Annotated in this window: 20 protein-coding genes; 2 read left to right on the forward strand and 18 right to left on the reverse strand. The window is 72.7% G+C overall.

Translation table 11 applies throughout. From position 1 onward, the window contains the following. Position 1 precedes the first annotated feature (1 nt). From ACFY3C_RS09820 to ACFY3C_RS09850, 7 genes are all read right to left on the reverse strand, one after another. Positions 2 to 439 (reverse strand): roadblock/LC7 domain-containing protein, encoded by a 438-nt coding sequence (locus ACFY3C_RS09820; protein ID WP_386574913.1) that lies wholly within the window; start codon positions 437 to 439, stop codon positions 2 to 4. After that, positions 429 to 3,041 (reverse strand): nitrate- and nitrite sensing domain-containing protein, encoded by a 2,613-nt coding sequence (locus ACFY3C_RS09825; RefSeq protein ID WP_390770414.1) that lies wholly within the window; start codon positions 3,039 to 3,041, stop codon positions 429 to 431. The genes ACFY3C_RS09820 and ACFY3C_RS09825 overlap by 11 nt, the downstream gene beginning before the upstream one ends. 100 nt (positions 3,042 to 3,141) lie before the next feature. Further along, a complete protein-coding gene (locus ACFY3C_RS09830) occupies positions 3,142 to 4,611 on the reverse strand; it encodes an HAD-IA family hydrolase (RefSeq protein WP_390770415.1) in 1,470 nt (489 codons plus the stop codon). A 14-nt stretch (positions 4,612 to 4,625) separates the two neighbouring features. Beyond that, positions 4,626 to 5,702 carry an ABC transporter ATP-binding protein gene (locus ACFY3C_RS09835; RefSeq protein WP_390770416.1) on the reverse strand — a complete coding sequence of 359 codons (1,077 nt, stop codon included), beginning with the start codon at positions 5,700 to 5,702 and terminating at the stop codon, positions 4,626 to 4,628. Between the two features lie 3 nt (positions 5,703 to 5,705). Continuing rightward, positions 5,706 to 6,524 carry an ABC transporter permease gene (locus ACFY3C_RS09840; RefSeq protein ID WP_386574908.1) on the reverse strand — a complete coding sequence of 273 codons (819 nt, stop codon included), beginning with the start codon at positions 6,522 to 6,524 and terminating at the stop codon, positions 5,706 to 5,708. Next, positions 6,509 to 7,408, reverse strand: a complete 900-nt coding sequence (locus ACFY3C_RS09845; protein WP_389183196.1) for an ABC transporter permease — start codon at positions 7,406 to 7,408, stop codon at positions 6,509 to 6,511. Before ACFY3C_RS09845 ends, ACFY3C_RS09840 begins: the two co-directional genes overlap by 16 nt. Further along, positions 7,405 to 8,565, reverse strand: coding sequence for an ABC transporter substrate-binding protein (locus ACFY3C_RS09850; RefSeq protein WP_390770417.1), 1,161 nt, complete (start codon positions 8,563 to 8,565; stop codon positions 7,405 to 7,407). The genes ACFY3C_RS09845 and ACFY3C_RS09850 overlap by 4 nt, the downstream gene beginning before the upstream one ends. A 225-nt stretch (positions 8,566 to 8,790) precedes the next feature. On the opposite strand from ACFY3C_RS09850, the gene ACFY3C_RS09855 reads away from it, so the two are divergent. Beyond that, entirely contained in the window at positions 8,791 to 9,531 is a 741-nt protein-coding gene (locus ACFY3C_RS09855) for a GntR family transcriptional regulator (RefSeq protein WP_390770418.1), read from the forward strand. Between the two features lie 51 nt (positions 9,532 to 9,582). On the opposite strand, the gene ACFY3C_RS09860 is transcribed toward ACFY3C_RS09855, so the two are convergent. From ACFY3C_RS09860 to fmt, 10 genes are all read right to left on the reverse strand, one after another. Beyond that, on the reverse strand, positions 9,583 to 10,035 hold the full coding sequence (locus ACFY3C_RS09860; protein ID WP_030343799.1) for an Lrp/AsnC family transcriptional regulator: 453 nt from the start codon (positions 10,033 to 10,035) through the stop codon (positions 9,583 to 9,585). Positions 10,036 to 10,045: 10 nt separating this feature from the next. Then, positions 10,046 to 11,533 (reverse strand): amino acid permease, encoded by a 1,488-nt coding sequence (locus ACFY3C_RS09865; RefSeq protein WP_386574904.1) that lies wholly within the window; start codon positions 11,531 to 11,533, stop codon positions 10,046 to 10,048. A 345-nt stretch (positions 11,534 to 11,878) separates the two neighbouring features. Next, complete coding sequence (locus ACFY3C_RS09870) at positions 11,879 to 13,321, reverse strand: GuaB1 family IMP dehydrogenase-related protein (protein WP_390770419.1); 1,443 nt, start codon at positions 13,319 to 13,321, stop codon at positions 11,879 to 11,881. A 133-nt stretch (positions 13,322 to 13,454) separates the two neighbouring features. Next, positions 13,455 to 13,784, reverse strand: coding sequence for a barstar family protein (locus ACFY3C_RS09875; protein ID WP_389183179.1), 330 nt, complete (start codon positions 13,782 to 13,784; stop codon positions 13,455 to 13,457). Positions 13,785 to 13,814: 30 nt separating this feature from the next. Continuing rightward, a complete protein-coding gene (locus ACFY3C_RS09880) occupies positions 13,815 to 14,051 on the reverse strand; it encodes a hypothetical protein (protein ID WP_390770420.1) in 237 nt (78 codons plus the stop codon). 9 nt (positions 14,052 to 14,060) lie between these two features. Further along, entirely contained in the window at positions 14,061 to 15,104 is a 1,044-nt protein-coding gene (locus ACFY3C_RS09885) for a sugar-binding transcriptional regulator (protein ID WP_386574898.1), read from the reverse strand. 90 nt (positions 15,105 to 15,194) lie between these two features. After that, a complete protein-coding gene (gene rpe, locus ACFY3C_RS09890; RefSeq protein WP_386574897.1) occupies positions 15,195 to 15,881 on the reverse strand; it encodes a ribulose-phosphate 3-epimerase in 687 nt (228 codons plus the stop codon). A 130-nt stretch (positions 15,882 to 16,011) separates the two neighbouring features. Beyond that, complete coding sequence (locus tag ACFY3C_RS09895) at positions 16,012 to 16,674, reverse strand: GAP family protein (RefSeq protein ID WP_390770614.1); 663 nt, start codon at positions 16,672 to 16,674, stop codon at positions 16,012 to 16,014. Positions 16,675 to 16,754: 80 nt separating this feature from the next. Beyond that, positions 16,755 to 18,182, reverse strand: a complete 1,428-nt coding sequence (locus ACFY3C_RS09900) for an RsmB/NOP family class I SAM-dependent RNA methyltransferase (protein WP_386574895.1) — start codon at positions 18,180 to 18,182, stop codon at positions 16,755 to 16,757. A 101-nt stretch (positions 18,183 to 18,283) separates the two neighbouring features. Continuing rightward, the gene (gene fmt, locus ACFY3C_RS09905; RefSeq protein ID WP_390770421.1) at positions 18,284 to 19,216 is read right to left on the reverse strand and encodes a methionyl-tRNA formyltransferase; all 933 of its coding nucleotides are present in this window, start codon (positions 19,214 to 19,216) and stop codon (positions 18,284 to 18,286) included. Positions 19,217 to 19,438: 222 nt separating this feature from the next. Here fmt and ACFY3C_RS09910 point away from each other — a divergent pair, with 222 nt between their 5' ends. Then, positions 19,439 to 19,999, forward strand: a complete 561-nt coding sequence (locus ACFY3C_RS09910) for a hypothetical protein (RefSeq protein WP_390770422.1) — start codon at positions 19,439 to 19,441, stop codon at positions 19,997 to 19,999. An 88-nt stretch (positions 20,000 to 20,087) separates the two neighbouring features. Here ACFY3C_RS09910 and ACFY3C_RS09915 read toward each other — a convergent pair whose 3' ends face one another. After that, positions 20,088 to 22,235, reverse strand: a complete 2,148-nt coding sequence (locus ACFY3C_RS09915; RefSeq protein WP_390770423.1) for a primosomal protein N' — start codon at positions 22,233 to 22,235, stop codon at positions 20,088 to 20,090. Positions 22,236 to 22,291: the final 56 nt, after the last annotated feature.

Consider the following 22,291-nt stretch of genomic DNA (forward strand, 5'->3'; position numbering starts at 1 on the left):
ATCAGGGGGCCGAGCGGGTGGCGGCGTCCAGGTGGCGGCCGAGGCGGCGGACGAGCAGGGCCATCTCGTGGGCGAGCTGTCCGACGTCGGTCCGCGCCTCGCTCAGCACGGCGAGACGGCTGCCGTGACCGGCCGGGGTGATGAAGAGGTAGGCGTCCTCCAGCATGACCATGGTCTGCCGCACCTCCCCCGCCTCGAACCGCTCCCCCGCCGAGCGGGCGAGGCCGTGGAAGCCGGAGCAGACGGCGGCCAGGTGCTCGATGTCCCGGCGGCGCATCCCCTCCGAGCAGCTGAGCGGCAGGCCGTCGGCGGTCAGCAGCACCGCCTGGCGGACATGGTCGGTCCGGGCCACCAGGTCGTCGAGCAGCCAGCCGAGATCCGTGCCGGGCGCTCCGCTGGGCTCGACGGACTGCTCGGGTCCGTGTTCGTCACCGGGCATCGTCGGTGTCCGTCCCTTCGTGGTCGGGTGCGGGTTGGTGGGGGCTGGTCGCGCCGTTCCTCGCGCCCCTGGGGAGCTGCGGTGCCGTCTGCCCGTGAGGCGAGGGAACGCCCTTGCGGCCTCGGTCCAGGCCTCGCTGGAAGGCGCCGAAGATCGCCCTCATCTCGTCGGCGTCGACCTCGCGCTCGGGTTCCGTGTCACGGGGCGGCGGATCGTCGCGCAGCTCGCGGACGAGGGACGCCTGGCGGGTGCGGGTGGGAAGGGCGGGGGTGGGCTCCGGGTCGGAGGCGACCTCCAAGCCGGGAGCGCCCCCCAGACCGGAGGCAACCTCCAGGCCGGGAGCGACCTCCAAGCCGGGGTCAGCCTCCGGACCGGGGGCGACCTCCAGGCCGGGAGCGCCCCCCAGACCGGGGGCAACCTCCAAGCCGGGAGCGTCCCCCGGGCCGGGGGCGACCTCCAGACCAGGGGCGACCTCCGAACCGGGGGCCTCCAGCCTGCGGGGCTCGTGCGGTGCAGGTCCGGGTGCGACGGCGGGCCGGGACGTCGGCCGCTTCCTGGTGGGCAGCTCCAGCACCGGCGCCTTCCGCTCGACCGGTGCCGTCCGCTCGACCGGCCTCGGCAGCTCGGCCGAGGCCGGCGGGTGGGCCACCGGGTCCCGTCCCTCGGCCCCGGCGGACGGCGCGCCCGTCGGCTCCACCGCCGCCAGCACCCCCTCCGGGAGCAGCACCACCGCGGTCGTACCGCCGTACGGCGAGTCCCGCAGGTTCACCTCGATGCCGTGCCGGGCGGCGAGGCGGCCGACGACGTACAGGCCGAGCCGGTCGTGCCGGGTGGGGTCGAAGGCGTCGGCGTCGGTGAGGGTGCGGTGGGCCTCCGCGCGCTGCTCGGCGTCGAGGCCGAGCCCGCGGTCGTCGATCTCCAGCACGAAGCCGCTGCCGACCCGCCCGGGGCGCAGGGTGACCTGGGTGTGCGGGGGCGAGAACGCCGTGGCGTTCTCCAGGAGTTCGGCGACGAGATGGACGACGTCGGCGACCGCGTCCGCCGCGACGCCGACCTCGGGCATCGGCGGCACCACCACGCGCGCGTAGTCCTCGATCTCGCTCACCGCCGAGGCGACGACGTCCGCGACCGGCACGGGCCTGCGCCAACGGCGGCCGGGCGCCGAGCCGGAGAGGATGATCAGGCTCTCGGCGTGCCGGCGCATCCGGGTCGTCAGATGGTCGATGCGGAACAGCTGGCGCAGGATGTCCGGGTCCTCGGTGCGCCGCTCCAGCGTGTCGACGAGCTTCAGCTGCCGGTGCACCAGCGCCTGGTTGCGGCGCGCGATGTTGAGCAGCACCGCGAACAGGCCCCGGCGCAGGGTGGCCTGCCGGACGGCGGCCTCCACGGCGGCGAGCCGCGCGGTGTTGAAGGACCGGCCGACCTGGCCGATCTCGTCGTCCCTGATCTCGTCGGCGGCGAGCGGCGGCGCCTCGGCCAGCGCGTCCACGTCCTCGCCGGCGCTCAGCCTGCGCATCACGTCCGGAAGCTTGCGTGTGCTCAGCACGTCGGCCGCGTCCCGCAGGATCTCCAGGCGCCGCGAGATGCGCCGCGCACCGCGCACCGCGAACCACAGGGACAGTGCGACGGCGGCCAGTCCGACCGCGCCGACGACGGCGGCCTTGGTCAGCTCGTGGTAGGCGAAGTCCCGGCCGCGCGCCGCGGAGTTCTCGGCGGAGCGGGTGCACAACTGCATATAGCGCTTGACGGCACGGTCGGAGGTGGTCCGCCAGGTGTCCGCCGCGACGGCCTGCCCGGCTCCCGCGGCCCCGGACCGCAGCAGCGCGTCCTCGCCCTGCGTCAGCGAGCGGTAGAGGTCACCGCGCTGGAACTCCTCGAAGAGGCCGCGCGAGTCGGCGGGCAGGTCCGGTACGTACGTCCGCTCGAAGACGCGCCGGTCCTCGATGGTGGCGGTCAGGGTGTCGTACTGCCGGTCGGTCAGGATCCCGGCCGCCCGCGCCCCGGCGACCAGGGCGTCCTCCCGGGACACGAACTCCCGTACCCGCACCAGCTCGATGACGACCTGCGACTCCCGGGCGAGCTGCCCGGCCTGGAGCGCGGTGAGCGTGGACTGCACGTCGAAGCCGGGCTCGACGAGCGCGCTGTAGTCGTCGACCGCCTGGTCCCAGCTGATGTTCCTGGACAGGACGCGCTCACGCAGCGCCTCCAGCTTCCCGGTGGCGGCGACCATGGTGTCCAGGGCCTGCCGCTGCCGGTCCGTGAGCCGTCCGCGGTCGCCGTCCCGGACCGCGTGCCGCATGGCGTCGACGGCCCGGTCGGTACGGCGCTGCTGGCCGAGCAGGTCCCCCGCCGTCGCCGTGTCCAGGCGGGCGCCCAGGTAGGCGGCGGACATCCGGCGTTCGATCTGGATCTGCCCGATCGCGGTGTCCACGGGGGTGCCGAAGTCCTCGTACACCCCCTGGAGCCGGATCAGCGCGCGCAGTTCGGCGGTGACCGACACCATGGCGAAGCTCCACAGGGCCATCAGCGCGACGGCCGGGGTGAGAGCGAGCGCCACGATCCGCGCGCGGACGGTGGTGGGGCGGCCGACGGGCCAGCGCATGGGGTACCTGCCCGTGTTACCAGTCAGTAGCAGTGGAAAGTCCGGCACAACCTACGGGATCGCCACCTGGTCCGCAATGGTGACCTGCGGTAACCACGGGTCACTTCCGAGGCAGTTCGAAGGTGGTCACGACGGCCGCGTGGTCCGAGGGCCAGTCGTTGCCCGCGACGTCGGGCCACGGGCGCGGGGTGCCGACGACGAGGGTCCGCGCGTCGCGCACGCTCAGGCCGCGGTGCAGGACGTAGTCGATCCGGTCCTGCGGCTCCGGACGTCCGCTGCCGTCCTCGTGCACCGGGTGGATCGGCGACCAGGTGTGTCCCGGCTCGGCCACCGGGTCGGGGTGGACCTCACGGTAGGAGTCCGCGAACCCCGCGTCCGCCGCCGCCCGCGTCACCGGCCAGGCCACGTCCGGCCAGTCCAGGTGCGAAGGGCAGTTGAAGTCGCCGACGAGGACCACCGGCACGCCGTCGCGGGACGACTCGGCGATCCGGTGCAGCGCGTCCCGCAGCTGAGCGAGCCGCACGTCCTCGTGGGCGATCAGCTCGGGTGCGCCGAGCCCGTCGAAAACGGCCTCGTAGGGCCCGTACGGCGTGTAGTGCAGGTGAGCCGTCCACACGTCGACCTCGCGGCCGGGCGCGACCCGGATCCGGACGCCGGCGGCGCCGTAGAAGCCGACCTCGGGGTCGCCGAAGCGAGCGGTGATCGGGTGCCGGCTGATGACGCCGAGGTTCTCGCCCGCCCGGTGGTGGTGCCAGCCGAGGGCCTCGGCCAGCTCCTGGGCGGCCGTGCCGGCGATCTCCTGGAGCCCGACGACGTCGGCGCCGCTCTCCAGGACGGCCTTGACCTGCTTGGCGCGGTGGTCGTCGACCTCACTGCCGCCGAGCCACAGGTTCCAGCTCATGACGCGGAGTTCGGGCGCGATCATCCGGCGCAGCTCCTCGGGCGTGACACCGACCAGGCTGTCGCGCACGGTCCGCCCGGGTGCGGCGCCGATCGGCGCGAGGGACGGCACGGCGAGCACGGCGCACCCGGCGGCCTCGGCGGAGGCCACACCGGTCTCGGTGTCCTCCACGGCCACGCAGGCGGCCGGGTCGACGCCGAGCGCCCGGCAGGCGGCGAGGTAGGGGTCGGGTGCCGGCTTGGTGCGGGCGGTGTCGTCGGCGGTGACGGAGACCGCGAACCGTCCGGCGCCGAGGGCGTCGAGCACGACGTCGGCGACCGCGCGCGGGGACGCGGTGACCAGGGCGGTCGGGACGCCGGCGGCGGCCAGCGCGTCCAGCAGGTCCAGTGCGCCGGGGCGGGGCACGATCCCGGTGCGGACGCGGTCGGCGAACTCGCGGTGCAGCTCGGCCGCGACGTCGGCCTCGGTCCGACCGGTGGCGCCGGCGGCGAGCCAGGCGGCGGTGTGCTCCACGGCCCGGCCGAGCACCTCCGGCTGGTCGGCCTCGCTCAGCGCGCGTCCGGCGACCTGCTCGACCGCCTCCCACCACAGGCGCTCGGTGTCGACGAGCGTGCCGTCCATGTCGAAGAGGACGGCCTGCAGCGGGAGTACGGGGTTGTGGGGGGTCACGTTGTTGTCGTTCCTCACTTCTGGATACGTTCGGCCACCAGCACGGGGCGCTCGGGCAGCGACACGGCGACGGCGGCTCCGGCGCCGAGCCCGGCGGCCTCGTGGGCGGGCAGGTCGGCCTTGGCCTCGGTGCCGTCGGCGAGCCGTACGGTGACCCGGACGACGGCGCCCAGGAAGGCGGTGGCGACGACTCGGGCGCTGCCCTGCTCGTCGGCCCGCACCTGGACGGACTCCGGCCGCACCAGCACGTCGACCGCGCCGTCCGGCACCTCGCCGTCGGCCGGGAGCCGCTGCCCGAGTACCTCGACGGTGCCGTCCTTCAGCTCGCCCGGGATCCGGCTCATCGTGCCGACGAACTCGGCGACGAAGGCGGTGGCGGGGCGGCCGTACAGCTCGGCGGGTTCGGCGCACTGTTCGAGCCGTCCGGCGCGCATGACGGCGACCCGGTCGGCGACCGAGAGGGCCTCCTCCTGGTCGTGGGTGACGAAGAGGGTGGTGATGCCCAGCTCCTGCTGGAGCCGGCGGATCTCCTCGCGCAGGGTCAGGCGCACCTTGGCGTCCAGCGCGGACAGCGGCTCGTCGAGCAGCAGGACGCGCGGGCGCAGGGCGAGGGCGCGGGCGAGCGCGATGCGCTGCTGCTGGCCGCCGGAGAGCTGGTGCGGGTACCGCTCGCCCTTGTCGCCGAGCCCGACCAGCTCCAGCAACTCGGCGGCGCGGGAGCGCCGTTCGGCCGTACGGACCTTGCGCATGCGCAGCCCGAAGGCGACGTTGTCGACGGCGTTCAGATGCGGGAAGAGGCTGTACGACTGGAAGACCATCCCGGCGTCCCGGCGGTGGGCCGGGACGTGGGTGACGTCCTCGCCGTCCACCAGCACCGCACCGGAGTCGGGGTGTTCGAACCCGGCGAGCATGCGCAGCGCGGTGGTCTTGCCGCAGCCGGACGGGCCGAGCAGGGCCAGGAACTCCCCCGGGTGCACGGTCAGGTCGAGCCCGTCGAGGGCGACGGTGGCCCCGAACTCCCTCCGCAGCCCCCGGAATTCGACGGTGGCGGCCGTTTCGGCGGTCGCCTTCTCAAGCGTGGTGACGGTCATGGTTCATCCCCGGGAGGAAGCGGTTCGGGTACGTCCGCCGGCGCCGGCGAGCGCGAGCAGCAGGACCCAGGTGACGAGCAGGCTGAGCACGGACACGGCGACGGACATCTGGGCCTGCGAGCCGCCGACGTTGTAGATCCACACGGCGAAGGGCTCGTAGCCGAGCAGGTGGGAGACGGTGAACTCGCCGAGCACCAGCGCCAGCGTGAGGAAGGTCGCGTTCAGCAGCGCCCCGCGCAGGTTCGGCAGCACGGCCCGGACGAGGGCCTGCGGCCAGGAGGCGCCGCAGCTGCGGGCGGCCTCGACGAGGGTGCGTACGTCGATGGCGCGCAAGCCCGCGTCCAGGGCTCGGTAGACGAAGGGCAGGGCCATCACGACGTACGCGAGGACCAGCACGATCGGAAAGTTCTCGTTCTGGATCACCACGAACGTCTGGAACAGCGGGGTCCGGGACAGATGCTCCGGGCCCCACTTCAGCACGGTCACGATGCCGGCGACGAACGCGATCGGCGGTACCACCAGCGGCAGCGAGCAGACCACCTCGACCACGGGCCGCAGCCGGGGCGCGCCGAGCCGCAGCGCGACCACGGCGGGCACCATCAGCAGCAGGACCACCGCGATGGTGGCCACGGACAGCTCCAGCGAGAGCAGCAGGCTGGAGGTGAAGCCCTGCGTGGACAGGATCCGGGTGTAGGCGTCGAAGGTGACGCCCTGGCCGGGCACGTCGACCGTGAAGATCACGGACGCGGCGAGCGGCACCAGGAAGTACAGCGCGGCCAGGCCGAGGACGGCCCAGCGCCAGGGGGTCAGGCGTCGAGCCATCGGGCGCTCCGTCGTTGCAGGGGCAGGTACACGGCCATGACCAGGCCCGCCACCAGCACCATGTCGAGGCTGAGGGCGAGGGCGACGTTCTCCTGGCCGACCAGCACGTTGCCGGAGAGGGCGTCGGCGATCTGCAGCGTGACGAGCGGGACCGCACTGCCCACCATCGCGGCGGCGGTGGCGTAGGCCGCGAAGGCGCTGCCGAACAGCAGCACGAGACCGCCGAGCAGGGAGGGCGCGAGCACGGGCAGGGCCACGTGCCGCCAGTACTGCACACCGGTGGCGCCGTTGTTCAGCGCGGCCTCGCGCCACTGGACGCGCAGACCGTCCAGGGCCGGGGTGATGGTGAGGACCATCAGCGGGATCAGGAAGTACAGGTAGACGAGGACCAGGCCCCAGAAGCTGTAGAGGTCCCAGCCCTTGTCCGTGAGGCCCAGGTGCACGGTCAGGACGCCGGCGTTGCCGAGGGTGGCGACGAACGCGAAGGCCAGCGGGACGCCGCCGAAGTTGGCGAGCACACCGGAGGCGGTCAGCACGGCCTCGCGCAGCGCGCGGGAGCGGGAGCTGACCACGGCCTGCGCGAGCGGCAGCCCGAGCAGGGCACCGAGCGCGGCGGAGATCGCCGACAGCTTCACGCTGCCCACCAGCGCGGTGAGGTACGGGCCCTGCAGCGAGGTCGAGAGGTTCTCGGCCGTGTAGGAGGCGGCGCCGGTCGTCTGGTCCTTGACCGTGAAGGCGCCGTCCAGGATGGCTAGGGCGGGCAGCCCGAAGGCGATCGCCGTGAACACCAGCAGCGGCACCACGGCCAGCCAGCCGGGGGCGCGGCGCCGCCGCTTCGCCGAAGCGACGGGCGCCACGTCCGTACGGGGGAGAGCGGTGGTCATCCGGAGACGGCCTTACCCCAGCCCTGCGCGATGACCGTCTTCGCCTTGCTCTGCTGGTCCTCGGTCGGGAAGGAGGGCGTGCCGGTGACCTTCGGGAGCTTGGCGGCGGCGGTCTTGTCGAGGGTGCCGGCCTTCTCCATGGCGGTCATCAGCGCCGGGCGGGCGTAGCCCTTGAGCCACAGGTTCTGGCCCTCGGCGCTGTACAGGTACTCCTGCCACAGGCGGGCGGCCGCCGGGTGCGGGGCGTCCTTGTTGATGGCCTGGGAGTAGTACTGGGCGTACTGGCCGTCGCTCGGGATGGCGACCTTCCAGTCGACGCCCTTGGACTTGAACTCGTCGGCGTAGCCGGCGTTCAGGTAGTCCCAGTCGATGCTGATGGGCGTCTCGCCCTTCTCGACCGTGGCCGGGGTGGACTCGACCGGCGTGTAGTTGCCGTTCTTCTTCAGCTTGGCGAAGAAGTCGAGGCCGGGCTGGATGCTGTCGAACGAGCCACCGCTCGCGAGGGCCGCCGCGTAGACGCCGCCGAAGGCCGAACCGGACTTGGTCGGGTTGCCGTTGAGCGCGACCTGGCCCTTGTACTGCGGCTTGAGGAGGTCCTTGAAGGTGGTCGGGCAGGCCTTCACGCGCTTGGCGTCGCAGCCGATGGAGATGTAGCCGCCGTAGTCGTTGAACCAGCGGGCCTGCGGGTCCTTCTGGCCCTCGGGGATCTGGTCGTAGGAGGCCACCTTGTAGGGCGCGAGCAGGCCCTGCTGTGCGGCGCTGAGGGCGAAGGAGGAGCCGAGGTCGAGGACGTCCGGGGCGCGGTCCTGGCCCTTGCGCGAGGTCACGGCGTTGATCTCGTCCTGGCTGGAGCCGTCGGGGCTCTCGTCCTCGATCTTGATGCCGTACTTCTTCTGGAAGCCGTCGATGATGGCGCCGTAGTTCGCCCAGTCGCGGGGCACCGCGATGATGTGCAGCGTGCCCTCCTTCTTGGCCGCCTTGACGAGGGCGTCGAGGCCGCCGAAGTCGGCCGCGGAGGTGGCGGTGGCGGCGTTCTTGCCGTCCTTGGTCTTGGTGGACGCGTTGTCGGGGGCGGCGCCACAGGCGCTCAGCGCGAGCGCGGCGACGACGGCGAGGGAGCCGCCGAGGACGGCGTTTCTCGGCAGGGACACGGTCACGGTCTCTCCAGGGGTGCGCACGAGGGTTGGGCGGTGCGTTGGGGAACTGCGGAGAACTTGTATGAACAAGTTGCGTCACAGTACGCCCGGCGCAGGTGTCCTGTCTGTAAACCGCGACGAAACTTTGAGCCCTTGTTGTGTGCACAATCCAGACCGTTACAGATCACGCTCAGGTCTCGATTACGCTGGTCACGTTGTGCACAGCGACCTGAGCAGAGGGGAAGCATGACCGCGCGACACGAGGAGATCGCCGACGAGCTGCGGCGCGCGATCGACCGCGAGCAGTACACGGTCGGCAGCCGGCTGCCCTCGGAGGCGGAACTCGCGACGCGCTACGGCGTCTCGCGCGGCACGGTCCGGCAAGCCGTCGCCGCCCTCACCTCCGAGGGCCTGATCGGCTCCCGCCAGGGCGCCCGGCGCGTGGTCCTCGCCAGCCGCCGCAGTCAGAGCTTCGAGGAACTGCGCAGCTTCGCCCAGTGGGCGCGGGCGATGGGCCGCGAGGCCACCGGACACGTGGTGGCACAGGAGTACCGCCCGGCCACTCAGGAGGACGCGGTACGGCTCCAACTGCCCGCCGGGACAAAGGTGTTGCACGTGCTGCGCGTGCGCGGCCTGGACGGCGAGCCGGTGCTGCTCGAGCGCACGGTGTACGCCGACTGGATCGCACCGGCGGTCGAGCCGATCGAGCCCGAGTGCCCCTCCGTCACCCAGCGCCTCTACGACGACACGGGCCTGGTCTTCGCCTACGGCGAGCACGTCATCGACGCGGTCGCCTGCGGCGCGCAGGACGCCGAGTTGCTGGGGGTTCGCCGCACGAGTCCGCTGCTGCGGGTGCGGAGGGTCACCACGACCCGCGAAGGGCGGCCGGTGGAGTGGTCGGACGACCGGTATCGGCCGGACGCGGTGAGCTTCAGCGTGCGCAACTCGATAGGCAACAACGCGCTGGCGCGGAAGACCCCGGAATAGAGCGCGGGGCGCTTTGCCATCCGGCAAAGCGCCCCGCGCTGGAACCCGCCCTTACCCCGGCGCCCCTGACGAAAAGCGGCGCAGCAACGGCGAAAGCACCAGCACCGACTTGGTCCGCTCGACGAACGGCTCGCCGGCGATACGCTCCAGCACCCGCTCGAAGTGACGCATGTCGGACGCGAAGACCTGCGCGATCGCGTCCGCGTCGCCGGTGACGGTCGACGCGGCCACGACCTCCTGGTACCGCTCCAGGCCCCGCTGAATGGTCTCCGGCGAGGTGTTGCGCCGGCAGTAGATCTCGATGTACCCCTCGGTCTCCCAGCCGAGTGCCGCCGGATCCACCCGGACGGTGAATCCGGTGATGGCTCCGGTGGCCCGCAGCCGGTCCACGCGCCGCTTCACGGCGGGCGCGGACAGGCCGACCATCTGCCCGATGTCCGCGTAGGAGCGGCGGGCGTCCTCGGCGAGGGCGTGCACGATGCGTTCGTCGAGATCGTTCAGCACAGGGGGTGGTTCACTTCACTTCTTGTGTCGCAAGAGCTTCTTGCGTCGCGAGACGGGAACGGCGGTATCCGTACAGGAAGTAGAACACGAGCCCGGCGGCCATCCAGCACCCGAAGACGACCCAGGTGACGGTGTCGAGGCTGAACATGTTGTACGCGCAGAACAGGAAGCCCAGCACCGGCAGGACCGGGCCGAACGGCACCCTGAACGTGCGCTCCAGCTCCGGCCGCTTGTAGCGCAGGACGACGACCGCGACGTTGACCAGGGCGAAGGCGAACAGCGTGCCGATGCTGGTGGCGTCGACGAGCTTGCCGAGCGGGATGAGCGCGGCGAGCACACCGCAGAAGAGGGACACGAGCACCGTGTTGAGGCGGGGAGCGCCGGTCTTCGGGTGGACCTTGCCGAGCGCCCTCGGCACCAGGCCGTCGCGGGACATCGCGAAGAGGATGCGGGTCTGGCCGTAGAGCACGGTGAGCACCACGCTCGCGATGGAGATGACCGCGCCCAGCGCCAGCAGGGTGCCCCAGAAGGTCTGGCCGCTGACATCGTTCATGATCGCGGCGAGAGTGGCCTCCGAGCCGTCGAACTTCTTCCAGTTCCAGGCGCCCACGGCGACGCCCGCGACCAGCACGTACAGCGCGGTCACGATGATCAGCGACAGCATGATCGCCCGCGGCAGGTCCCGCTTGGGGTTCTTCGCCTCCTCACCGGCGGTGGAGGCGGCGTCGAAGCCGATGTACGAGAAGAACAGCGTGGCACCGGCGGCGCTGACCCCGGACATGCCGAGCGGCATGAAGTCGGCGTAGTTGCCGGACTTGAAGCCCATGAAGCCGATCGCGCAGAACAGCACGAGGGCGGCGATCTTCACGCAGACCATGATCGTGTTGGCGCGGGCGGACTCACGCGCGCCACCGAGCAGGAACAGCATCGCCAGGAGGACGACGATCAGGGCGGGCAGGTTGATGATGCCGCCCTCGCCCGGGGCCGAGGACAGGGCGTCCGGGATGGTGACGCCGATGGTGCCGTCGAGCAGCTCGTTCAGGTACTCGCCCCAGCCGACGGCGACGGCGGCCACCGACACGCCGTACTCCAGCACCAGGCACCAGCCGCAGACCCAGGCGACCAGTTCGCCCAGCGTTGCGTACGCATACGAGTAGGAGGAGCCGGCGACCGGGATGCTGCCCGCCAGTTCGGCGTACGACAGGGCCGAGAAGAGAGCCGTGAGACCGGCGATCACGAAGGCCAGGGTGACCGCGGGACCGGCCTCCGGGACGGCGTCACCGAGGACGACGAAGATGCCGGTGCCGAGGGTGGCACCGATGCTGATCATGGTCAGCTGCCACAGCCCGAGAGAGCGCTTCAGCTGCCCTCCCTCGCCCTGGCCGCCCTCCGCGACCAGGTGTTCCACCGGCTTGCGACGCATGAGGCGCGCGGCGACGCCCAGGGACGCGGGGGCGGCCGTTGTGTGGTTCTGCGGGGGTGCGCCTTGGTCGAGCACGCGCTGGCTCCTTGTTCGATGCCGGGAAGGACGGACGGGGACCGGCAGGGGCCTGCAGGGCAGGAACCCACCGAGCGGAGTCCCCGCCACACCACGTACAGCGCAGCACCCTATGAGGCGGGCCTTAACGGGCGTAATGCAGCAACCTTGCGCATCCCCGCATGATCATTGCGTTCATCGGGCCGGTATGACAAATCGTTGCGCGTGGGCTGCGGACCGTTGCACGGGCACCTCACCGGCCCCACGGTGCACCCTCTTCCGGCTCCCCGTGACCCCGTGCACGCGGACGGCCCCCGCCGTTCCCGAGAGGGGAACGACGGGGGCCGCGGGGAAGCGATTTCGGGGTCAGCTCCAGCTGGCGTGCAGCGGCTTGCCCTCGGCGTAGCCGGCGGCGCTCTGGATGCCGACGATGGCCTTCTCGGCGAACTCCTCCAGGGAGCCGGCACCCGCGTAGGTGCAGGAGGAGCGGACGCCCGCGATGATCGAGTCGATCAGGTCCTCGACGCCCGGGCGGGCCGGGTCGAGGAACATCCGGGAGGTGGAGATGCCCTCCTCGAACAGCGCCTTGCGGGCGCGGTCGTAGGCCGACTCCTCGGACGTACGGTTGCTCACCGCGCGCGCGGAGGCCATGCCGAACGACTCCTTGTACAGGCGACCGCCCGCGTCCTGCTGGAGGTCCCCCGGGGACTCGTAGGTGCCCGAGAACCAGGAGCCGACCATCACGTTGGACGCGCCGGCCGCGAGGGCCATGGCCACGTCGCGCGGGTGCCGGACACCGCCGTCGGCCCACACGTGCTTGCCGTACTTCTTCGCCTCGGCGGCACACTCCAGGACGGCCGAGAACTGCGGGCGGCCCACGCCGGTCATCATGCGGGTGGTGCACATGGCGCCCGGTCCGACACCGACCTTGATGATGTCCGCGCCCGCGTCGATCAGGTCCTTGACGCCCTCGGCGGAGACGATGTTGCCCGCGACGATCGGCACCTGCGGGTCGAGGGCGCGCACCTGCCTGATCGCGCTGATCATCGACTCCTGGTGGCCGTGCGCGGTGTCGATGACGAGCGTGTCCACGCCCGCGTCGAGCAGCTGCTTGGCCTTGTCCGCGAAGTCGCCGTTGATGCCGACGGCGGCGGCGATGCGCAGCTTGCCCTCGGCGTCGGTGGCCGGCGTGTACAGCGTGGCGCGCAGGGCGCCCTTGCGGGTCAGGATGCCGGCGAGCTTGCCGTCCTTGTCGACGGCCGGGGCGTAACGGCGGTTGTGCGCGTCCAGGGTGCTGAAGGCCTCGTGCGGGTCGATGTCCGCGTCGAGCAGCAGCAGGTCCTTGGACATGACCACTTCGAGCTGAGTGAAGCGGTCGACGCCGCTCAGGTCCGCGTCGGTGACGACACCGACGGGCCGGTGGTCCTCGTCGACGACCACACCGGCGTTGTGCGCCCGCTTGGGCAGCAGGGCCAGGGCGTCGGCGACGGTCTGGTGCGGGGCCAGCACGATCGGGGTGTCCAGCACCAGGTGGCGGCTCTTCACCCAGGTGATGACGTCGGTGACCACGTCGATCGGGATGTCCTGCGGGATGACCACCAGACCGCCGCGCCGGGCGACCGTCTCGGCCATGCGGCGGCCGGCGATGGCGGTCATGTTGGCGACCACGAGCGGGATGGTGGTGCCCGTGCCGTCGGGCGAGGCGAGGTCCACGCCCTGACGCGAGCCCACCGCGGAGCGGCTGGGCACCATGAAGACGTCGTCGTACGTCAGGTCGTACGCGGGCTGGATGTCATTGAGGAAACGCACGTGCCGCACATCCCAGTCGATCAGAGGTGACCCCCCGACGGGTGCGCCAGGGGGAAAAGAGCACGTACTTCATTGTCCCATGACGGGGTGCCCGTCATGCCCCCACAGAACATCCAGGCTGGTCGGGGCGGGTCTAGGAGGATCCTCCAAGGGCCAGGACGACGGCGAGCGCGGGGGTGCGGTCCACCGCCTCGGCGAACACGTCCTGCGCGGTCCGCCACTCGCCCGGGTTCGCCTCGGCGTAGGGCCGCCAGTCCCGCACGACGACCAGCAGTCCCTGCTCGACGGCGCCCTCGGGCCAGACGGTGTGGTCGGAGAGGGAGTCCACCAGCGCGTCCCAGTTGCGGCCGAACCAGTCGGGCAGCGCCAGGGCCCGGGCCGTGCGGTCCATCAGGCCCGCCTTGTCCGTGACACCCCCGAGGTCGAGGGTGACCGTGAGCCGGCCCGCCAGGTCTTCACTCATCTCAGCACCGCCCGGAACGAGTTGTAGTGATCACAGCAACCCTTCGAAGTTCCCGAAGACGACCCCGTCCCGGGCGTACGGGAAGGGCCCGCCCTTGCCCGACGAGCAGCCCGTCAGCAGGACGGAGAGCAGCGCGGAGAGCAGCACGGAGAGACAGACCAGCAGCCCGGCGAGCGCGCGGGGAGCGCGCCGCGGGAACGGCGAGGGGACGAACCGCAGCAGCATGCCGAGGATGCTGCCACGGCCGTCCCGTAACGGCGTCGCCACGACCCGCCGTCAGACTCCGTCCGGGTCCGTGCGGCTGAGCGCGGGCTTCGGCGTCGGCCCCGCCGTCATCAGGTAGTCGGCGGCCGAGGTGTCCGTCACCAGGCTGGTGACCAGCCCGGAGCGCAGCACCGCGTCGATCGCGGAGGCCTTGCGCTGCCCGCCGGCGATCGCCACGACCTCGGGGATACGGCGGAGCTGGTCGGCCTTGACCGTGATGCACCGCTCCCCCAGGTCCCGTCCGACCCGGCGCCCCTCGGCGTCGAAGAGGTGCGCGGCCATCTCGGCGGCGACACCGAGCGAGGCGTAGTGCGCGCGCTCCTCGTCGCTGAGCATGTCGTGCACCGTCGAGATGCCCGGCTCCCAGGAGCCGATGGAGACGCAGGCGACCGTGACCTTGTCGAAGTACTCGTAGGCCCGGGCGATCCCCGTCTGGTTGCGCAGCGCGGCCGCGGTGGCCGCGTCCGGCAGCAGCATCGGCGCGTAGATGGGGTGCGCGTCACCGCCCGAGACCTGTGCGGCACGCCGCACCGCCTCGACCGAGCCGCGCTCGGACGTCCCGGCGTCGTACACGCCCGTCAGCTGCACCACCGTGCACGGCGGCAGCCGGTCGAGCGCCGCCGCCATGTGGATGGTGGACCGGCCCCAGGCCAGCCCGAGCACGTCCCCTTCGTTGACGAGTTCGCCGAGCAGGTCGGCGGCGACCTCGCCGAGGTTCTCGGGGTCGGGGGTCTCCTCGGCCTCGGCCGGGGACTCGACCACGACGGCGTGCCTCAGGCCGTACCGGGCGCGGAGCGCGTCGGAGCGCTCGGCGTCCAGTTCGGCCGGCACACGGATCTCGATACGTACGAGATCCCGTTCGAGAGCGGTCTCCAGGACCCGGGCCACTTTGAAGCGGCTGACGCCGAACTCCTCCGCGATCTGGATCTTGGACTTGCCCTCGAGGTAGAAGCGGCGGGCCATGGCCGCCGCCTGCACCAGCTCAGCGGGTCCCATCCGCATGGCTGACCGGCCCGCCGACATACCCGACACGGCGATCTCCTCACTGCTGTTCACACTCTGGATTCGCCGTTCATCCTTGCAGATTCGGCGGAACTGACGTGCCCTGAAGGGCGCCGAGCACTTAACCGTTCACGTAGCCGTGGCTCAGTGGTCGCATGCCCATGAGGCCTTGGCGGTCGCGGAATCCGCCTGGGCGCGCAGCGCCCGCACCGCCTCTGCCGGGTCCGCGGCCCCGTAAACCGCCGAACCGGCGACGAAGACGTCCGCCCCCGCGTCCGCGCACTGCTCGATCGTGGACGCCGACACGCCGCCGTCGACCTGCAGCCACAGCTGGAGGCCGTGCTTGCCGATCAGCTCACGGGTGCGGCGGATCTTGGGCAGCATGATGTCGAGGAAGGCCTGGCCGCCGAAGCCCGGCTCGACCGTCATGATCAGCAGCATGTCGAGCTCCGGGAGGAGGTCCTCGTACGGCTCGATCGGCGTTGCGGGCTTCAGCGCCATGGAAGCGCGGGCGCCCTTGGCGCGGACCTCCCGGGCGAGCCGCACGGGGGCGGCCGCCGCCTCCACGTGGAAGGTGACGGACGAGGCCCCCGCCTCGACGTACTGGGGCGCCCAGCGATCGGGGTTCTCGATCATCAGGTGGCAGTCCAGCGGGGTGTCCGTCGCACGGGCCAGCGACTCCACGACCGGCACGCCGAGCGTGAGGTTGGGGACGAAATGGTTGTCCATGACGTCGACGTGGAGCCAGTCGGCTCCCTCGACCGCCTTCGCCTCGTCCGCGAGGCGGGCGAAGTCGGCGGACAGGATGCTGGGGTTGATCTGCGCGGCCATGACCCAAGCCTGCCATGTCCGGGGCACTGATGTTCGCGCCGGTCCACAGGCGAGACCGTTCATCACACTTGTAGGACTGTATGCGGGTACCTGTGGACAACCGGCCGGCAGGACATGTGGCAAGGCTGTTTCACGCGGTGAGCTGGTAGATGCTCTTCCCGGTGAGGTAGAGCCCGAGGCCCAGGCAGAGGATCACGATCGCCTGCTGCTGGTGGCCCTTCGTCCAGGCACGCAGCCGGAGCAGCCGGGGCTTGGCCTTCTCCGGCACGAACACCACGTACAGCTCGATGGCCAGCAGACTCGCCGTGGCGAGCAGGCAGAAGGCGAAGAGGACGAGCCAGGTCACCCGGTGGGACAGATCGGCGGACACCACCGTCGTCGCTCCCGCAGCGACCATGCCCCAGGGCTGCAGCAGCACGGCCAGGCCCGCCGAGGTCCACACCGTGGTGCGGTCGAGGTCGGACGTCAGGCTCGGCTGCTCCGGTGGGCGCCGGTGGCCGAGTTCGGCGACCATGCGGCGGCGTCGGAGTTCGCCGTAGACGACGAGCCCGACCCCGATCGCCAGCTTCGCCGCGAGCACGGCCGTCGACGGCGCCGATCTCGGTGCCGGAGGATGTCCACCGGTCAGGGCCAGGACGATGGCGATCATCGCGACCAGGGACGCCAGCCAGCTCAGGATGAAGACGAGTCCCTTCCACACGCCCTTCGCCGAAGCCACCACCAGGACGAACGCGGCGAGCGGCAACGGATCGAGCGTGATGGCAAGGGCGATCAGCATCAGATCGAGGACCATGGCGACCCCACCGTGTCGGGACATCCCGAGCGTAAGCGGGGGCGGCCGACCGCACCTCCCGGCGGCGGCCGCCGGTGCCGTCAGCCGGTGCGGCGGATGAGCGCCAGGTACATCGCGTCGGTGCCGTGCAGATGCGGCCACAGCTGCACGTCCGGTCCCTCGCCGAGCGCGGGGACGCCGGGAAGCAGCGGCCGGGCGTCGATCAGCTCGGCCTCCGGGTACTGCTTGAGCACGTCGGAGACGACCGCCCGGGTCTCGGCTAGGTGCGGCGAGCAGGTGGCGTAGCCGACGACGCCGCCGACGCGCACCGAATCCAGCGCGGTGCGCAGCAGGGCGCGCTGGAGCGGCGCGAAGTTGTCCAGGTCCTCGGGGCGCCGCCGCCACCGGGCCTCGGGGCGCCGCCGCAGAGCGCCGAGCCCGGTGCACGGCACGTCCATCAGGACGCGGTCGAAGGTGCCGGGCCGCCACGGCGGCCGGGTCCCGTCGGCGGCGATGACCTGGTACGGCCCCGGGTTGCCGTGCAGGGCCTTCGCCACCAGGCCCGCCCGGTGCGGCTGCTTCTCGGAGGCGAGCAGCGCGGCTCCGCGTTCGGCGGCGAGGGCGGCCAGCAGCGCGGCCTTGCCACCGGGGCCGGCGCAGCCGTCGAGCCACTTCTCGTCGGGGCCGTCGATCGGGGCGTTGGCCAGCGCGAGGGCGACCAGCTGGCTGCCCTCGTCCTGCACACCGGCCCGCCCGTCGCGCACGGCCTCGACGGCACCCGGCTCGCCGCCCTCGGTGAGCCGCACTGCGTACGGGGACCAGCGCCCCGGCACAGCCGCGTCCTCGCGGAGCAGCTCCTCGGTGGTGGCCCGCCCGGGCCGCGCCACGAGGGTCACCTCGGGCCGCTCGTTGTCGGCCTCCAGCAGATCCTCGATCCCGGCCCGCCCGCCGCCGAGGGAGTCCCACAGCGCGGAGACGACCCAGCGGGGGTGCGAGTGCACCACGGCGAGGTGGTCCTCGGGATCCTTGTCATAGGGCGGCGCGACCTTCTCCAGCCACCCGTCGAGGTCGTCCTGCGCGACCTTGCGCAGCACGGCGTTGACGAACTTGGCCCGCCCGTCCCCGAGCACCACCCGCGCCAGCTCCACGGAGGCGGACACGGCCGCGTGGGTGGGAATCCGCGTCCCGAGCAGCTGGTGGACACCGAGGCTCAGCACGTCGAGCACCGGCGGGTCGACCTCCCTGAGCGGCCGGTCGACACACGCGGCGATGACGGCGTCGTACGTCCCCTGCCGGCGCAGCGTCCCGTACACCAGCTCGGTGGCGAGGGCGGCGTCCCGCGCGTCGAACTTTTCGGGTCCCTGCTTCTCCCGCGCCTTGCGCAGCAGCGGCGGCAGCACGAGGTTGGCATAGGCGTCCCGCTCGTCCACCGCGCGCAGCGCCTCGAAGGCGAGCATGCGGACGGGGTCCTTCTGGGGACGGCGGTAGGGCTTGGCCGGCCTGTGCGGCCGCCGGGACTGCTCGCTCACGAAAAAGGTGCTCCGGATGTGAAGAAGAGGGTGCGGTTCCCAGCGTACGTCGGGACACCGCCACCCCCACCTTCCGGGGCCCGGGCTCAGGTGCGCGGGCCTCAGCTCCCGAGCCGCTCGCCCTCGGCGATGCGCACCCCGCGCGCCCAGTCGGCGGCCCGCATCGGCTTCTTGCCCTGCGGCTGCACCCACAGCAGCTCGACGGCGTACGACCCGGTGCCCACGTGCACGCTGTTCTTGCCGACCGCGAGCTGCCCCGGGGCGAGGTCGGTGCGCTCGGGCACGGGCCGGACCTGGATGAGCTTGAGCCGCTCGGCGCGGAAGGTGGTCCAGGCGCCGGGCGCCGGCGTGCAGCCGCGCACCACCCGGTCGACCCGCAGCGCGGGCGCGGCCCAGTCCGCCTGGGCGTCCTCGACGGTGATCTTCGGCGCGAGGGTGATGCCCTCCCCCGGCTGCGGTACGGCCTTCAGCGTGCCGTCCTCGATGCCGTCCATGGTCGCCGCGAGCAGCCCGGCACCCGCGAACGCGAGCCGGGTGAGCAGGTCCCCGCTGGTGTCGGTTGCCCGGATCTCCTCGGTGACGGTGCCGTACACCGGACCCGAGTCGAGCCCCTCCTCGATGAGGAAGGTGGAGGCGCCGGTGATCTCGTCGCCCGCCATGATGGAGTGCTGCACGGGGGCTGCCCCGCGCCAGGCGGGCAGCAGCGAGAAGTGCAGGTTGACCCAGCCCTGCGCCGGGATGTCCAGAGCCGCCTTGGGCAGCAGGGCGCCGTAGGCGACGACGGGGCAGCAGTCCGGGCCGATCTCCTTCAGCCGCTCCAGGAACTCCGGGTCCCTGGGCCTGACCGGCTTCAGCACCTCGATCCCGGCCTCCTCCGCCCGTTCGGCCACGGGCGACGCGACCAACCTGCGCCCCCGCCCGGCCGGCGCATCGGGCCGCGTGACGACGGCGGCCACCTCGTGCCGCCCGGAGGCGATGAGAGCGTCCAGAGCGGGAACGGCGACCTCGGGGGTACCGGCGAAGACGAGCTTCATGGGTGGGTTGGGGCCTCTCGGGCGGGGTCGGACGGGCAACGCACAAGTCTATGACGATGGAATCCGGGGGGTGCGCGGGTGGGAGATCAGGCGTACGCATATGCCCGCACGCCCCCACCCCGTGACCAGCGGAGCGCAAACGCGTTGGTCAAGAGAGAGTTGACCACATCGGGCCGCTTTGGCGGCCCAATTCCTTTCAACGCCGGTTCGAGAGGCTTGTTCATGGCCGACCACGCAACCCACGACGCCCAGGCTCGGGCCAGCCTGCACTTGCTGGTGCGGGACATCGAGCGGGTCCGCCGACAGGTGGACGCACTGCGCACGCTGACCGCCCAGTTGGGCAACGTCTACCGCCCGCGCCGCTCCGGCCCGTCCACGGGCTTCGTCGTCTACGGACGCGCCCCCGCCCCGACGGTCCGCCTCGCCCAGGAACTCCGGGACAGTGTCGAAACCCTGGTCACGGCCGCCGTGGACTTCGACCGCTCACTCGGCTTCTCCTGGGACGCGGTGGGCTCTGCCCTCGGGGTCACCAAGCAGGCGGTGCACCGCCGTTACGGCGCCCGCCGCGCCGCGGCCCAGGCGACGGCCGAGACGGAGCGGTCGACGGAGCCGTCCGGCACCCGCACGCTCAACGTGAGCGCCGGCCTGCCCAGCCTGCCCAGCCTGCCCACGGTGCCGACGGTGCCCGCGGCCCGCTCCATGCCGACCCAGCCGACCGCAGGCAGCCCGACGCTGCGCGAAGACGCCAGGCCGACGGCCTTCCCCGGCCCGCGCAACGGCTGACGCGACGGCCGACGCCCTCACCCTGCCCTCCCGGGCGGCCTCCGGGAGGGCAGCCGTATGCCGGGCCGCAGCGCCCCCGTCGGCACGGTCACCCGATGTCCGGCGGATCGATCCGCACCCGCACCGCTTCCCCGCCGCCCCGCGCCATCCGCGCGGCCTGAGCCGTCTTCAGGGCGGCGGCCAGCGCGGCCCCGCTCCCCGGCGGCACCCGCACCAGCGCCCGCTCCCAGTGCTCACCGGGCGGCGGCGCCCCGGGCCTGCGCTGTCGCCCGGGGAGCGTGGGCGCCACCGGAACCGGCCCCAACACCTCGGCGTCCGAAGGCAGTTCGACCGCGCGCAGGAACTCGGCGACCGCCTCGGCCCGGCCCGACACGGCCGCCATCCGGGACACCGGCGGGAACCCCAGTTCGGCCCGCTCCGCCAGCTCCCGCACCGCATGCCCCACGGGATCCCACCGCACCAGCGCCTGCACGGGCCGCAGGGTCGGCTCGGCCACGACGACGACGGTCCCCCGCTCCCCCTGCGGCCGTACGAGCGCCCCGGCCGCGATCCAGCGGCGCAGCGCGTCCTCACCGGCCCGCAGGTCGGGCCGCCCGAGCATGGCCCAGCCGTCCAGCAGCAGGGCGGCCGCGTAACCGCCCTCGGCGACCGGCTCGGCTCCCGGGGTGCTCACGACCAGCGCCGGTGTGCCCGGCACGGTGTCCAGCACATGCTCACGCCCCGACGTACGCACCGGTACGGCGGGAAAGGCCCGCCCCAGCTCCTCTGCGGTCCGCCGCGCCCCGACCACCTGAGCGCGCAGCCGGAAGCCTCCGCACTCGGGGCAGTGCCAGGCCGCCTCCTCGCGCCCGCACCAGCCGCACCGCAGCGCACCCGCGTCCTGCGCCTCCAGCGGCCCGGAACAGTGCCGGCAGCGGGCGGGCGCCCGGCACTGGGCACAGGCCATGCGCGGCACGTACCCCCGCCGGGGCACCTGGACCAGCACCGGTCCGTGCCGCAGCCCCTCCCGAACCGCCTGCCAGGCCAGGGTGGGCAGCCGGGCGGCGCGGGCGGCCTCGTCGCGCGCGAGGTCGTCGTCCCCGACGGTCCGCACCAGGGGCGCGGCCCGCCGTACCTGTTCACGCCCGGCGACCAGCGGCCGCGCCCAGCCGCTCTCCACGAGCTGCGCGGCCTCGACGGTGCAGCTCCAACCGCCCAGCAGAAAGGCGCACTTGTCCAGCGCCGCCCGCAGCAGCAGCACGTCCCGCGCATGCGGCTGGGGGGCGTGCAGCTCGCTGTGGCTGTCGTCCCCGTCGTCCCAGATGGCGACGAGTCCCAGATCCCGTACGGGAGCGAACATGGCCGCCCGCGTCCCGACCACGGCCCGCACGCTCCCCCGCCGCACCGCGAGCCACTGCGCGTACCGCTTCTCGGGCCCGGCGTCGGCGGTGAGCAGCGCGTGCCGACCCTCGCCGAGCAGCGCGGTCAGCGCGGCGTCGACGCGCGCGGCGGCCCGGCCGTCCGGTACGACGACGAGCGCGCCGCGTCCCGAGGCGAGCGTCGCGGCGACGGCCCGGGCCAGCTCCTCGCTCCACAGCGGACCCGGCAGCGCGTTCCACACCGCCCGCGGCGCTCCCCCGGAGGCCAGCGACTCCAGAAGGGCACTCCCGTGCTCGTACCGCGCCCACGACCCGGTGTCGGGCGCGGCCGGCGGTGGCATGGGCGCGGGCGAGGGCCGCTGCTCGGCCCGCGCGCTGCGCGGCGGCACGGCCAGCTGGAGCACATCGGCGAGGCTTCCCGCATAGCGGTCGGCGACGGCTCGCGCGAGCCCCAGCAGCTCTTCGCTCAGCACGGGCTCGGGCGACACGACCTGGGCAAGGGCGGCCAGCGGCCCGGAGTACTCGGACTCGGCCAGCCTCTCGATGAGAAAGCCGTCGATGAGCCCGCCGCCCTCACGACGCCCCTCGCGCACCCGATGCCGTCCGGCCCCGAACCGCACCCGCACGCGCACCCCGGGCTGGGCCTCGGCGTCCAGCTCCTCCGGCACGGCGTAGTCGAAGTACCGGTCGAGATGCAGCACGCCCTTGTCCACGAGCACCCGCGCGACGGGCAGTTCCTTGGCCAGCGCGGCCCCCCGCCACGTCCGCGGCTTGGCCCGGGGCACCTTGGCCCCCCGCACGCTCTCCCGGATGAACGCGAGCTGCTCCGGCGGCGCCCCTGCGCCACCGCCGTCCCCCGACCCGTTCTCGCTGCTCACGCTTGCATTCTTACCAAACGGCACCGACAACGGCCGCCCGTGCCCAGGGCCTGTCT

Source organism: Streptomyces sp. NPDC001410, from assembly GCF_042895235.1.
Classification (GTDB): domain Bacteria; phylum Actinomycetota; class Actinomycetes; order Streptomycetales; family Streptomycetaceae; genus Streptomyces.

Bases quoted from the DNA above. Each gene is read 5' to 3' on its own strand.
- ACFY3C_RS09820 (WP_386574913.1), bottom strand. From the start codon at position 439: ATGCCCGGTGACGAACACGGACCCGAGCAGTCCGTCGAGCCCAGCGGA.
- ACFY3C_RS09875 (WP_389183179.1), bottom strand. From the start codon at position 13,784: ATGAGTGAAGACCTGGCGGGCCGGCTCACGGTCACCCTCGACCTCGGG.
- ACFY3C_RS09855 (WP_390770418.1), top strand. From the start codon at position 8,791: ATGACCGCGCGACACGAGGAGATCGCCGACGAGCTGCGGCGCGCGATC.
- fmt (WP_390770421.1), bottom strand. From the start codon at position 19,216: ATGAAGCTCGTCTTCGCCGGTACCCCCGAGGTCGCCGTTCCCGCTCTG.
- rpe (WP_386574897.1), bottom strand. From the start codon at position 15,881: ATGGCCGCGCAGATCAACCCCAGCATCCTGTCCGCCGACTTCGCCCGC.
- ACFY3C_RS09845 (WP_389183196.1), bottom strand. From the start codon at position 7,408: ATGACCACCGCTCTCCCCCGTACGGACGTGGCGCCCGTCGCTTCGGCG.
- ACFY3C_RS09910 (WP_390770422.1), top strand. From the start codon at position 19,439: ATGGCCGACCACGCAACCCACGACGCCCAGGCTCGGGCCAGCCTGCAC.
- ACFY3C_RS09895 (WP_390770614.1), bottom strand. From the start codon at position 16,674: ATGGTCCTCGATCTGATGCTGATCGCCCTTGCCATCACGCTCGATCCG.
- ACFY3C_RS09825 (WP_390770414.1), bottom strand. From the start codon at position 3,041: ATGCGCTGGCCCGTCGGCCGCCCCACCACCGTCCGCGCGCGGATCGTG.
- ACFY3C_RS09835 (WP_390770416.1), bottom strand. From the start codon at position 5,702: ATGACCGTCACCACGCTTGAGAAGGCGACCGCCGAAACGGCCGCCACC.
- ACFY3C_RS09840 (WP_386574908.1), bottom strand. From the start codon at position 6,524: ATGGCTCGACGCCTGACCCCCTGGCGCTGGGCCGTCCTCGGCCTGGCC.